The following is a 12,595-nucleotide window of genomic DNA, read 5'->3' on the forward strand; positions in this document are numbered from 1 at the left end:
AACAAGGTGTCCCTGGAACGCCGGGCCGGGACATGGGAGGCGGAGGAATGGTGTCGGGGGCGGAAGCGGCGGAGTTATTCGGGCAGTTGTTGAGGGAGTTGAAGGAGCGGTCCGGGCTGAGCTACGGACTGCTGGCCAAGCGGCTCCACATGAGTACGTCGACGCTGCACCGCTACTGCAACGGGGAGGTCGTACCGAGCGACTACGCGCCCGTGGAGCGGCTGGCCCGGCTCTGCAAGGCCTCGCCCGAGGAACTGGTCGAGCTGCACCGCAGATGGGTGCTGGCCGACGCGGTGCGGGAGAGGCGGAGCAGGACGGCCGCGGTACGGGAGCAGCGTCCCGTCGAGCCGGACGCGGGCGCCGCGCCGGGCCCGGGGCAGGAGCGGACGGCCGTGGGCGCGGCAGGTGGTACCGGAGAACCGGCTTCCGAGCCCGGCGGTGCCCTGGAACCAGGCTCCGAGACCGGCGGTACCGCCGAAACAGGCCCCGAGCCCGGGAACACGGGAGGAGCAGGGACTGAATCCGGTGGTGCCGGGGCGCCGGCACCACCGGAGCCCGCCCGGGGAGCCGGAGCCGAGGGTTCCGACGAGGAACGGACCGTCCCTGCGGGGCCGGGCACCGGGGCACGTCCCGGCACCCGCCGTCGTCTCCGCGCCGCGGTGCTGGTCCCGGTCGGTGCCCTCGTCGTCCTGGGCGCCGCCGTGCTCGCCTGGAACCCCCTCTCCGGCACCGACGGCAGCGGCGCCGAGGGCCCCGTGGGAGCGACGCCGGCGGTGGACGGGCGCGGGGCGGCGACGGACGGCGGCGGCACGGACGGCGCCACGGCTCCCGCGGCGTCGCGGTCCGGCGGCGAGACCGCGGACAAGGCGGCCGGAGGCGACAAGAGGACCGGCGCGGACCGCAGCGCCGGCCCGGGTACCGGCTCCCCGACCCCGGGCACCGGCCGGGAGACCCCCCGAAGCGACCCGGCCCCCGCCGTGCCGCTGACGGTCAACACCCGCCCGTACGCCTGGGAAAACCCGTGCAGCCAGCACTATCTGATCGACCGCACGCCGCAGTGGGTGTCCTCGCCGCCGCCCACCGAACAGGAAGCCCCGGGCTGGGTGTCGGCGCTCGGCGCGGTGTCGTCCGGGGAGCAGTATGTGGTGCTCACCGTGCAGGGCACCGGCAGTCAGACCGTGGTCCTGGAGGACCTGAAGGTCCGGGTGCAGGCGTCCGGTGCGCCCCTGGCCTGGAACGACTACGCCATGGGCGTCGGCTGCGGCGGTGGTGTGGGGACCCACGCCTTCGGCGTGGACCTGGACGAGGGCCGTCCGGCCGCGGTGCCCGTCGCGGGGCAGCGCGGCTTCCCGTTCAAGGTGAGCGAGTCCGACCCGGAGGTCTTCCGGGTCCGGGCCCGCACCGCCGCGCACGATGTGCGCTGGTATCTGGAGCTGGAGTGGTCCAGCGGCGCACGGCACGGCACCGTCCGGATCGACGACCACGGCAAGCCCTTCCGGACCAGCGGGAACACCGGACGGCCGGGGTATGACTACCCGCTCGGCGGGGTGGAGTGGATCACCCGGCAGGAAGGCTGACGGAACCCCGGCCGGAAGGCTGACGGAACCCCGGCCGGAAGGCCGAAGGAAAGAGCCCCGCACCCCGGGAACCGGCCCGGGGTGCGGGGCTCTTCGCGTCGGCGGCGCGGGGTCAGAGACGCTCGGGCGTCCTGATGCCCAGCAGGGCCATGCCCTGGTGCAGGGTGCGGGCCGTGATGTCGCACAGGAAGAGGCGGTTCTCCACCTGCTCGGGCGTCTCGGCCTTCAGCACCGGGCACTTGTCGTAGAAGGACGTGTACAGCGACGCCAACTGGTACAGATACGCGGCCAGCTTGTGCGGGGCGTACTCCGCCGCTGTCTCCGCGACCGTCTCCGCGAACTGGTCCGCGTGCAGGCCCAGCGCGCGCTCCGCGTCGGCCAGCGCCAGCTCCGGGTGCGCGGCCGGACGTACCTCGCCGGCCTTGCGGAGGATCGACTGGATACGGGCGTAGGCGTACTGGAGGTAGACGGAGGTGTCGCCGTGCAGCGAGACCATCTGGTCGAGGTCGAACTTGTAGTCGCGGCTCGCCGAGGTGGACAGGTCCGCGTACTTCACCGCGCCGATGCCCACCTGGGCGCCGCGCTCGGTGATCTCCTGCTCGGACAGGTCCTGAGCCTTCTCCCGGACGACGGCGGAGGCGCGCTCGATCGCCTCGTCGAGGAGGTCGACCAGCCGGACCGTCTCGCCCTCACGCGTCTTGAAGGGCTTGCCGTCCTTGCCGAGGACCGTGCCGAAGGCGAGCTGGATCGCCTTCACTCCGTCGCCCAGCCAGCCGGCCCGGCGGGCGGTCTCGAAGACCATCTTGAAGTGGAGCGCCTGGCGGGCGTCCACCACATAGAGGAGGGTGTCGGCCTTCAGACGGAAGACCCGGTCACGGATCGCCGACAGGTCGGTGGCCGCATAGCCGAAGCCGCCGTCCGACTTCTGCACGATCAGCGGGACCGGGTTGCCGTCCGGGCCCCTGATGTCGTCGAAGAAGACGCACAGGGCGCCCTCGGAGCGGACCGCCACACCGGACTCCTCCAGCAGCCGGCAGGTCTCCTGGAGCATCTCGTTGTAGCCGGACTCGCCGACGATGTCGGGGTCGCGGATCTCCATGTCCAGCTTCTCGAAGACGGAGAAGAAGTAGATCTTCGACTCGTCGACGAACTTCTGCCACATGGCGAGCGTGTGCGGGTCACCGGCCTGGAGGTCGACCACCCGGCGGCGGGCACGCGTCTTGAACTCCTCGTCGGAGTCGAAGAGCCTGCGGGCCGCCTTGTAGAGGCGGTCGAGGTTCGACATCGCCTCCTCGCCGGTGACCTCGGCGGCCTTGTGGTCCAGCTCGTGCGGGTGCTCGTCCAGGTACTGGATGAGCATGCCGAACTGGGTGCCCCAGTCGCCGATGTGGTGGCGCCTGACCACGCTCTCGCCGGTGAACTCCAGAAGCTTGACCACCGAGTCGCCGATCACCGCGGAGCGCAGATGGCCGACGTGCATCTCCTTGGCCACGTTCGGCTGGGCGTAGTCGATGACCGTGGTGCCCGGGTCCTCGGCGTACGGCACGCCGAGGCGGCCCTCGGGGTCGGCGGCGCGGGCGGCGAGGTTGGCGGTGATCGCCCGGTCGGTGACCGTGATGTTGAGGAAGCCGGGTCCCGAGACCTCGACGTCCTCGATCAGATCGCCGGTGACCACCTTCTCCACGACTTGGGCCGCCAGCTCACGCGGGTTGGCCTTCGCCTTCTTGGCGAGCGCCAGGATCCCGTTGGCCTGGTAGTCCGCCCGGTCGCTTCGTCGCAGCAGCGGGTCCGCGGCGGCCTGGGGCAGCTTGGCCGTGAGGGCGGTCGCGAGGCGCTGGTGGACGGAGGCGGTGAGGGACGTGACCGAGGCCATGGAGTGGGTGCCGTTCTCCTCGTGGGTACGGATAGACGTGGCCAGTATCCCATGGGGGTAAAGCGGTTTTTCCGGGCTCGGGCCCGGCAGTGGGCCCCGGACCGGTCCGTATGCGGCGGGCAAGGGTTTGAAAAGCCGTTTTCGTGGATGCGGGGGTGGCGGTGACAATGGAGCGGTCAGCCGTGTGACCGTGCCGGCTGCTTCGAGGAAACGTCGAGGAAAAAAGGACGTGCCGATCGTGGCTCAGAGCACCGAGACCATCGACTGGGTCTCCCGTTTCGCGGATGAGGTCATCGAGGAGTCGGAGCGTCGGGCCCCGGGCAAACCGGTCGTCGTCGCGTCCGGACTCTCCCCTTCGGGCCCCATCCACCTGGGGAATCTGCGGGAGGTCATGACGCCCCACCTCGTCGCCGACGAGATCCGGCGTCGCGGTCGCCAGGTGCGCCATCTGATCTCCTGGGACGACTACGACCGGTACCGCAAGGTGCCCGCCGGGATCGCCGGGGTCGACGAGTCCTGGGCCGAGCACATCGGCAAGCCGCTGACGTCCGTGCCGGCCCCCGAGGGCTCGCCGCACCCCAACTGGTCCGAGCACTTCAAGGCCGCCATGGTCGCCTCGCTCGCCGAGATGGGTGTGGAGTTCGACGGCATCAGCCAGACCGAGCAGTACACCTCCGGTGTGTACCGGGAGCAGATCCTGCACGCCATGCGGCACCGGGCGGACATCGACGCCGTCCTCGCCCAGTACCGGACCAAGCCCAAGGCGGCCAAGAAGCAGCAGAAGCCCCTCGACGAGGCGGAGCTGGAGGCCGCGGAGGGCTCGGGGGCCGCCTCGGAGGACGACGGCAGCTCCGGGTCCGCCGGGTACTTCCCGTACAAGCCCTACTGCGGGAGCTGCGAGAAGGACCTCACCACCGTCACCGCGTACGACGACGACACCACCGAGCTGTCGTACGTCTGCACCGCGTGCGGTTTCTCCGAGACGGTGCGGCTGAGCGAGTTCAACCGCGGCAAGCTGGTCTGGAAGGTCGACTGGCCCATGCGGTGGGCGTACGAGGGCGTGATCTTCGAGCCGAGCGGTGTCGACCACTCCTCCCCGGGCTCCAGCTTCCAGGTGGGCGGTCAGATCGTCGGGATCTTCGGCGGCGAGCAGCCCATCGGGCCGATGTACGCCTTCGTGGGCATCAGCGGCATGGCCAAGATGTCCAGCAGCAAGGGCGGGGTCCCCACCCCGGCCGACGCGCTGAAGATCATGGAGCCGCAGCTGCTGCGCTGGCTGTACGCCCGCCGCAGGCCCAACCAGTCCTTCAAGATCGCCTTCGACCAGGAGATCCAGCGGCTCTACGACGAGTGGGACAAGTTGGGGGCCAAGGTCGCCGACGACTCCGCGCTGCCGGGTGACGTGGCCGCCTACACCCGGGCCACCGGCACGGCCGCCGGTCCGCTGCCCGCCACCGCGCGTCCGCTGCCGTACCGCACGCTGGCGTCCGTCGCCGACATCACCGCGGGCCACCAGGACCAGGCGCTGCGCATCCTGTCCGACCTCGACCCGGCCCACCCGCTCGCCTCGCTCGAGGAGGCCCGGCCGCGGTACGACAGGGCCGAGGCCTGGATCAACACCTATGTCCCGGCGGACCAGCGCACCATCGTCCGCGAGGAGCCGGACGTCGATCTGCTGAAGTCCCTCGACGAGAAGGCGCAGCACTCGCTGCGGCTGCTGCTCGACGGTCTCGACGAGCACTGGTCGCTGGACGGGCTCACCCACCATGTGTACGGCGTGCCCAAGGTGCAGGCCGGGTTCTCCGCCGACGCCACGCCCAAGGAGCTGCCGCCGGAGATCAAGACCGCCCAGCGGTCGTTCTTCGCGCTCCTCTACCACCTGCTCGTCGGCCGGGACACCGGTCCGCGGCTGCCCACCCTGCTGCTCGCGGTGGGGCAGGACCGGGTGCGCAGGCTGCTCGGGGAGTGATCCCACGCGTGAGGCCCCCGTACGGGAACGTACGGGGGCCTCACGCATGTGGTGGTGGGCTTCACCCGGTCACGCGATGTGGTCCTCCTCCAGTTCCGCCGTGTGGCGGTTGGTGAAGCGGTTGACCATGCGCTTGGCGTCCTCCGGGGCGAGGGTGCGGCCGAACTCCGCCTCGACGTTGTCACCGAACTCCCGGGGAGTCGGGTAGCTGCCGTTGATCGACTTCTTGAAGACCTGGTAGTGGTCGTCCTCGTTCGGTTCCGTGCCGCCGCCCCCGCCGAGCTCGCGGGTGCGGGCACCGGAGACGGGGATGGGGAAGCTGCCGGTCTCCTCCGGGGAGGGCTCCTGGACGGGCTGCTGCTGGTACTCCGGATGCTGGAACTCCGGCTGCTGCGGCTGCTCCTGGAACTGCTGCACCTCTTCCCGGAACTGCTGCATCTGCTCCTGGTACTGCTGCGGCTCCGCCGGGTACTGCTCCTGCTCCTCGTACCAGCTCAGGTGCTCCTCCTCGGGACCGTAGGAGGGCTCCGGTTCGTACGCGGCGTCGTAGCCGCCCTGGTATTCGCTCTGGGGAGGGGTGTTGAACCAGGGGCTGTGCTCGGGGTCCGGCGCCTGGGCGGGCTGCTCGGGTCCCTGGCCGCCGTCGAGCGGGGGGTGCGGTTCGGCCGCCGGCGCCACCGCCTCCCGCGCGAGGGGCGCCGGGTCGGCGGCACGGTCGGCCGGGGCCGCTTCCAGTTGCGGCGCCGGAGGCACCAGGGCCGTCTCGATGCCCGCCGCGGCCAGGCCCGCCGGGGCCGTGTTGGCCAGCGGGACGCCGTACCGCGCCAGCCTCAGCGGCATCAGCGCCTCCACCGGGGCCTTGCGGCGCCAGGCGCGGCCGAAGCGGGAGCGCAGCCTGGCCTGATAGACCAGACGCTCCTGTTCCAGCTTGATGACCTGGTCGTAGGAGCGGAGCTCCCACAGCTTCATACGGCGCCAGAGCAGAAAGGTGGGCAGGGGCGAGAGCAGCCAGCGGGTCAGGCGGACGCCCTCCATGTGCTTGTCCGCCGTGATGTCCGCGATCCGGCCGATCGCATGGCGGGCCGCCTCGACCGCGACCACGAAAAGCACCGGGATCACCGCGTGCATGCCCACGCCCAGCGGGTCCGGCCAGGCCGCGGCGCCGTTGAACGCGATCGTCGCCATGGTCAGCAGCCATGCCGTCTGGCGCAGCAGGGGGAAGGGGATGCGGATCCAGGTCAGCAGCAGATCCAGGGCCAGCAGGACACAGATGCCCGCGTCGATGCCGATCGGGAAGACATAACTGAAGTTCCCGAAGCCCTTCTGGATGGCCAGCGCGCGAACGGCCGCGTACGAACCCGCGAAGCCGATCCCGGCGATGACGACTGCACCGGCGACGACCACACCGATGAGAACCCGGTGCATCCGAGTCAGTTTGATCGGCCCGGCCACCTGTACTCCCCTCCCCGCACGTGTTGTTGCGCGCAACAGGGTTGCACACGTGTTCGGCGGGCGAGTGGCCGGTGGGGTACGAGCCCGGTCCGCGCGGGACCGGGCTCGGGCGTTTTCCCTGGTGGCGCCGTTACGTTCAGTTCTTCGCGTCGGCCGACTTCGACGAAGAGGACTCCGCGGAGGAGGACTTCGACGGGGAAGCGCTCTCCGACGCACTCCTCGAGGCGCTCGGGGACGCGCCCTTGGAGGCCGGCGCGGAGGGCGAGGCGCTCGTCGACGCGCCCGCGTCGCCGCCCTTGTTCGCCTCCGACACCGCGGCGACGACCTCCTTGACGGCCTTCTCGGCCGCCTTCGTCAAGGCGTCGGCGTCGGGCGCGCCGTCACCGGCCAGACCCGCACCGTTGTAGTCGAGGGTGACGACGACGTTCTCCACGCGCGCCACGACCGTCTGCTGCTTGAAGGTGCCTTCCTTCTTCTTCAGGTCGTAGCGCACGGTGGTCGCCTGGTCGCCCGCGCCCGTCAGCGGCTCCGATTTGGTGGACCCGGCCCCGTCGACGGACGCGGCCTCGTGCACCTGCTTGTCGTAGTACTGCTGCGCCTGCTTGTCGGCCTCGCCACGCGCGGCGTCCGACTCGAAGCGCAGCAGGGAGACATTGAGCCAGCGGAACTGGGAGCCCTTGACGCCGTTGTCCTTCAGGCTGTCCCAGGAGCAGCCGACACGGGCCTCCGGATCGTCGGAGGCGCCCTGCTTGCCGGACTTCGCCTCCGGGACCAGATCGCCCAGGGTCTTCTTGGAGAGCACGGTGCACGGCTTGGGCAGCGTCGTGTAGACGGCCGGCCGTATGGAGTCCGCCGAGGCGCTCGCGCTCTGCGAGGGGCGCGCGGACGGGCTCTGCTGCGTGGTGGAGCTGCCCGTGGGGGAACCGGAGTCCGAGGAGCACCCGGCGGCGACGAGCACCGCGGGAACGGCGGCCGCGCAGACGAGGACGCGGCGAAGGCGGGAGGTCCGGCGGGACGGCCGGTACTCGTCCCGAGCGTGCTGGTCTCGCTGGTTCCGCTGGTCTCGCTGTGCAGGTCGGTGCATGGTTCCTTCACTCATGACGCTCGTGGATCGTGCGGTCGGATCGGGTCCGAGGGGCCACGGTACGCGGTGCGGAGACATGCGGTGCCGGGTCGGGGCCGGTCGCCGGGACCGGCCGGGGGCGGCGGTCAGCCGAGCGAACCGGCCAGCCGATCGGCCAGTTTTCGGGCCTTGTCCTGCATGTCCTTGCTGTCCGGGGCGTCCGTGGCGGTGGCCGGCTGCTCGTCGTACTGGATGGTCACGATCACATTGGACGTGCGGAACACCACAGTCACGGTGCGCTGCCGGGAGCTGCTCAGCTGGTCGTCGAGGAACGCCTCGTCCCCGAGGTCGTCGAGCGCGCGGGGCTGGAGGTCGGCCGGGGTCCCGGAGACGGAGGGGCTCGCGGGAGCCGAGGGGGTGCTGGAGGCGGTGGCGGAGGCGGACGCCTCGCCGCCGGGCGCGGGGTGCCGCGTGGAGGCGGAGGGCGAGCCGGAGGGCGTGCTGCTCGCGCCGTCCGTGCCGGCGCCGTCGGGGGACGTGGAGCCCGCACGAGGCTCGGGCAGATCCGCGGCGGTCTCCTTGACGGCATAGACCTCATGGGCGCGGCTGTCGTCGGAGACCGTGTTGTCGTACGACACCACACGCTCGAAGTCGACATACAGATGGTCCGTGGCGCCGGTCGACTCGGCCTTCCAACGGCAGCCCGAGCGGCGGTCGTTGTTGTAGGTGGGCACCGCCGTGCCCGCGTACGCCTTGTCGCGCTGCTCCTGGTCGGTCACCTGCCGGATGCCCGGCAGCAGCGAGCCGAGGGTGTCATGGCTCACCGCGCCGCAGGCGTCGGCGAGCGTGCGGTACTTGCCGGGCTGGGCGCCGCTGGCGTCCGCGGGGGCACCGCCGGCCTTGGAGTCCTCCGCGGCGCCGCCACTCTGGGAGCTGCCGGTGCAGGCGGCCAGCAGGGCCGCGAGGAGGACGACGGCGCCCGGTACGTACGCCTTCCGCTGCACGGTGAGGCTCCTCTCGACGGTTCCGCGACGGTTCCGCGACGGAGCCGTGGGGTGCGGAGTGGCCGGCTGGACGGATCCGCCGGTTATTCGGTTGCCGCCGGGGGCGGCTCCTTGCAGACAATGTGTATCGCACGCACTGCCGTGGACGCCGGTCCGTTGTCCTTTACGTCGACCTTGGCGCCGGTTTTTGCGATAGCAGACTTTTGACGCGTTTCAGGGGAGTGGGGGGCATATGTCATATGTAGAGGTGCCGGGGGCGAAGGTCCCGATCCGTATGTGGACGGACCCGGCGGGCGTCGAGGACGTCGCGATGCGGCAGTTGCGGAACGTCGCGACGCTGCCGTGGATCGAGGGCCTCGCGGTCATGCCGGACGTGCACTACGGCAAGGGGGCGACCGTCGGCTCGGTCATCGCCATGCGGGACGCGGTGTGCCCGGCGGCGGTGGGGGTGGACATCGGCTGCGGGATGTCGGCGGTGCGGACGTCGCTCACGGCCGACGACCTGCCGGGGGATCTGTCCCGGCTGCGGTCCGCGATCGAGCGGGCCATCCCGGTCGGGCGGGGGATGCACGACGATCCGGTCGACCCCGGCCGCTTCCACGGCATGCCCACCTCAGGATGGGACGACTTCTGGGGGCGGTTCGACTCGGTGGCCGACGCGGTGAAGTTCCGCGCGGAGCGTGCGACCAGGCAGATGGGCACGCTCGGTTCGGGCAATCACTTCGTGGAGGTGTGCGTGGACACCGAGGGGGCGGTGTGGCTGATGCTGCACTCCGGCTCCCGCAACATCGGCAAGGAACTCGCCGAGCACCACATCGGCGTGGCGCAGCGGCTCCCGCACAACCAGGGGCTGATCGACCGTGACCTCGCCGTCTTCGTCGCGGGCACACCGCAGATGGCGGCGTACCGCAACGACCTGTACTGGGCGCAGGAGTACGCCCGGTACAACCGCACGCTGATGATGGCCCTGCTGAAGGACGTGATCCGCAAGGAGTTCAGAAAGGCGAAGCCGGCCTTCGAGCGGGAGATCTCCTGCCATCACAACTATGTGTCCGAGGAGCGGTACGAGGGCATGGATCTGCTGGTGACCCGCAAGGGCGCGATCCGGGCGGGTGCCGGCGACTACGGGATCATCCCGGGCTCGATGGGCACCGGCTCGTACATCGTGAAGGGCCTCGGCAACGAGAAGGCGTTCAACTCGGCCTCGCACGGCGCGGGCCGCCGGATGAGCCGCAGCGCGGCCAAGCGCCGCTTCACCGCGAAGGACCTGGAGGAGCAGACCCGGGGCGTGGAGTGCCGCAAGGATTCGGGGGTCGTGGACGAGATCCCGGGTGCCTACAAGCCGATCCGGCAGGTCATCGACCAGCAGCGCGACCTGGTCGAGGTCGTGGCCGAACTCAAGCAGGTCGTCTGTGTGAAGGGCTGACGCGCTCCGCCGTCGCGGGCGGGCCGGAACGGGGCGGAACCGGTCAGCCCGCCGCGCAGTCCTCCTGATGCAGACAGGTCAACTTTCCATGGAGGGACGGCTGATGAACCGAGCACGCGGAAGCGGGACGCTCCGGGCCGCCGGGCTGCTGCTGGTCGTGGGGACGCTGCTCGTGGGGTGTTCGCAGGGCTACAACGACAAGCGGGGCAAGGGCGATGCGCCGGTGAAGGGCAAGGCCGGGGACAACACGCCCGTGGAGGTCTACAACTTCCCGGACGGCTTCGGGAATCTCGCCACCAAGTGCGTCGGGCACGGGTTCCGGGCGTATGTGACCACCAACGCCGACGCCCCGTCGAACGTGCAGATCGTGGAGGACAAGGCGTGCGCCGGCTGAGCACCGCGGTCGCCGCGGCCGGCGTCTGCGCCGCACTCCTGCTCGGCGTCAGCGGCTGCTCCCGGCAGCACTACGAGGAGCGCGGCAAGGCGGACGCCCCGGTGCTGGGCAGGGCGGGGGAGGACTCCCCCGCCGAGGCCTACAACTTCCCGGACGGGTTCGGGAACCTCGCCACCAAGTGCGTGGGGGACGGCAAGCGGGGCTATGCCACCACGTCCTTCGTGCAGTCCAAGGACGAGGACGACGTCAGGATCCTCCCCGCGAACGCCGTCATCGTCGATGATCCTTCGTGCCGGTCGCGCTGAACACCGGGCGACCGGCCCGCCGTCACCTGGTGCGCCGTCACTTCGCGTGGCGTACGGCGTAGATCATCACGAACGCCACCACATGGATGCCGAAGAGGAAGTACGCGAGGTAGTACCAGACATACCGCTCGCGCTTCTTCTCCAGCGACAGGCGGTCCCGGTCCGCGGTGTCCTCGGGCTCGGCCGCCGGGGTCGGTTCGGTCATCGTGCCTCCCGGTGGACCTTGGTGTTCGACGCCTGGGCCCGGGGGCGGACCACCAGGAGGTCGATATTGACGTGGCTGGGGCGGGTGACCGCCCAGCCGATCGTGTCGGCCACATCCTCCGCCGTCAGCGGCTCGGCGACGCCCTCGTACACCTTGGCCGCCTTCTCCGCGTCGCCGCCGAAGCGGGTCAGCGCGAACTCGTCCGTCCGTACCATCCCGGGGGCGATCTCGATCACCCGGACCGGGGTGCCGACGATCTCCAGCCGGAGGGTCTCGGCGAGGACGTGCTCGGCGTGCTTCGCGGCGACATAGCCCGCGCCGCCCTCGTACGTCCCGTGGCCCGCGGTGGAGGAGACGACCACCACCGTGCCGTCACCGCTCGCCGTCAGCGCGGGGAGCAGGGCCTGGGTGACGTTCAGGGTGCCGAGGACGTTCGTCTCGTACATCCGGCGCCAGTGCTCGGGGTCGCCGGTGGCGACCGGGTCGGCGCCCAGCGCACCGCCCGCGTTGTTGACCAGGACCCCGATCGTCCGGAAGGCGGTGGCGAAGGTCTCGACCGCCGCCCGGTCCGTGACGTCCAGCGCATATGCCGTCGCCGAGTGACCGGCCGTGGTGAGTTCCTCGGCGAGCGCCTCGATACGGTCCTTGCGGCGGGCCGTGAGCACCACGCGATGGCCCGCCTCGGCGAGCCGTCGGGCCGTCGCGGCGCCGATGCCGCTGCTCGCGCCGGTGACCACGGCGATGCGGGAGGCGGCGGCGGGTTCGGCGGCGGTCATGAGGCTGCTCCTCGGGCGGCGGTTCGGCGATGCGTGCGGCGGGCTCGGCGCTGTGCGGGTGCGCACGGTCGGTCGAGTGGCCTCCGCCCAGGATAGTGCGGGCGGTCCGGGGCCCGGCGGATGCGTCCGAGAGGCCGTAGCCCTGACCGGGAGCGGTCAGCGGCCCCGGGGTGCCCACATGATCACGGCCATCCCGGCCAGACAGATCAGCGCGCCGGTCACGTCCCAGCGGTCCGGGCGGTAGCCGTCCGCGATCGCGCCCCAGGCCAGGGAGCCGGCCACGAAGACCCCGCCGTACGCGGCGAGGACCCGGCCGAAGTGGGAGTCCGGCTGAAAGGTGGCGACGAAGCCGTAGACGCCGAGGGCCAGGACGCCCGCGCCGATCCACAGCCGCCCCCGGCCTTCGCGCAGGCCTTGCCAGACGAGCCAGGCGCCGCCGATCTCGAAGAGGGCGGCCACGACGAAGAGGGCGGCGGAACGGAGGATCTGCATGCGGTCACCCTCGCACGGGGGTCCGTGGAATACGGGGCGGGGTGGCTCCGTTCTCCGGG

Annotated in this window: 12 protein-coding genes; 5 read left to right on the forward strand and 7 right to left on the reverse strand. The window is 71.1% G+C overall.

Translation table 11 applies throughout. The annotated features are described in order from the left end of the window. Window positions 1–32 precede the first annotated feature (32 nt). Window positions 33–1,577 carry a transcriptional regulator gene (locus tag CP978_RS19330; RefSeq protein ID WP_079162216.1) on the forward strand — a complete coding sequence of 515 codons (1,545 nt, stop codon included), beginning with the start codon at window positions 33–35 and terminating at the stop codon, window positions 1,575–1,577. Between the two features lie 112 nt (window positions 1,578–1,689). Here CP978_RS19330 and argS read toward each other — a convergent pair whose 3' ends face one another. After that, complete coding sequence (gene argS, locus CP978_RS19335; RefSeq protein WP_043442765.1) at window positions 1,690–3,450, reverse strand: arginine--tRNA ligase; 1,761 nt, start codon at window positions 3,448–3,450, stop codon at window positions 1,690–1,692. A 229-nt stretch (window positions 3,451–3,679) separates the two neighbouring features. Here argS and lysS point away from each other — a divergent pair, with 229 nt between their 5' ends. After that, window positions 3,680–5,419 (forward strand): lysine--tRNA ligase, encoded by a 1,740-nt coding sequence (lysS, locus tag CP978_RS19340; RefSeq protein WP_043442767.1) that lies wholly within the window; start codon window positions 3,680–3,682, stop codon window positions 5,417–5,419. Between the two features lie 69 nt (window positions 5,420–5,488). On the opposite strand, the gene CP978_RS19345 is transcribed toward lysS, so the two are convergent. The 3 genes from CP978_RS19345 to CP978_RS19355 form a co-directional block, all read right to left on the reverse strand. Beyond that, a complete protein-coding gene (locus tag CP978_RS19345) occupies window positions 5,489–6,844 on the reverse strand; it encodes a DUF2637 domain-containing protein (RefSeq protein WP_043448981.1) in 1,356 nt (451 codons plus the stop codon). A 163-nt stretch (window positions 6,845–7,007) separates the two neighbouring features. Further along, window positions 7,008–7,955 carry a DUF3558 family protein gene (locus tag CP978_RS19350; protein ID WP_043442768.1) on the reverse strand — a complete coding sequence of 316 codons (948 nt, stop codon included), beginning with the start codon at window positions 7,953–7,955 and terminating at the stop codon, window positions 7,008–7,010. Between the two features lie 125 nt (window positions 7,956–8,080). After that, a complete protein-coding gene (locus CP978_RS19355; RefSeq protein ID WP_043442771.1) occupies window positions 8,081–8,938 on the reverse strand; it encodes a hypothetical protein in 858 nt (285 codons plus the stop codon). 232 nt (window positions 8,939–9,170) lie between these two features. On the opposite strand from CP978_RS19355, the gene CP978_RS19360 reads away from it, so the two are divergent. The 3 genes from CP978_RS19360 to CP978_RS19370 all read left to right on the forward strand — a co-directional run bounded on the left by CP978_RS19360 (window position 9,171) and on the right by CP978_RS19370 (window position 11,063). Beyond that, the gene (locus tag CP978_RS19360; RefSeq protein WP_043442774.1) at window positions 9,171–10,364 is read left to right on the forward strand and encodes an RtcB family protein; all 1,194 of its coding nucleotides are present in this window, start codon (window positions 9,171–9,173) and stop codon (window positions 10,362–10,364) included. A 103-nt stretch (window positions 10,365–10,467) separates the two neighbouring features. Further along, the gene (locus CP978_RS19365; RefSeq protein WP_144401467.1) at window positions 10,468–10,758 is read left to right on the forward strand and encodes a hypothetical protein; all 291 of its coding nucleotides are present in this window, start codon (window positions 10,468–10,470) and stop codon (window positions 10,756–10,758) included. Beyond that, window positions 10,746–11,063 (forward strand): hypothetical protein, encoded by a 318-nt coding sequence (locus tag CP978_RS19370; protein ID WP_052454189.1) that lies wholly within the window; start codon window positions 10,746–10,748, stop codon window positions 11,061–11,063. Before CP978_RS19365 ends, CP978_RS19370 begins: the two co-directional genes overlap by 13 nt. 37 nt (window positions 11,064–11,100) lie before the next feature. Here the strand turns inward: CP978_RS19370 and CP978_RS34935 are convergent, their stop codons facing one another. The 3 genes from CP978_RS34935 to CP978_RS19380 all read right to left on the reverse strand — a co-directional run bounded on the left by CP978_RS34935 (window position 11,101) and on the right by CP978_RS19380 (window position 12,536). Next, a complete protein-coding gene (locus CP978_RS34935; protein WP_167748013.1) occupies window positions 11,101–11,268 on the reverse strand; it encodes a hypothetical protein in 168 nt (55 codons plus the stop codon). Next, a complete protein-coding gene (locus tag CP978_RS19375) occupies window positions 11,265–12,044 on the reverse strand; it encodes an SDR family NAD(P)-dependent oxidoreductase (protein WP_043442777.1) in 780 nt (259 codons plus the stop codon). Before CP978_RS19375 ends, CP978_RS34935 begins: the two co-directional genes overlap by 4 nt. 156 nt (window positions 12,045–12,200) lie before the next feature. Further along, a complete protein-coding gene (locus CP978_RS19380) occupies window positions 12,201–12,536 on the reverse strand; it encodes a YnfA family protein (protein WP_043442781.1) in 336 nt (111 codons plus the stop codon). Window positions 12,537–12,595 lie beyond the last annotated feature (59 nt).

The organism is Streptomyces nodosus (assembly GCF_008704995.1).
Lineage (GTDB): Bacteria > Actinomycetota > Actinomycetes > Streptomycetales > Streptomycetaceae > Streptomyces > Streptomyces nodosus.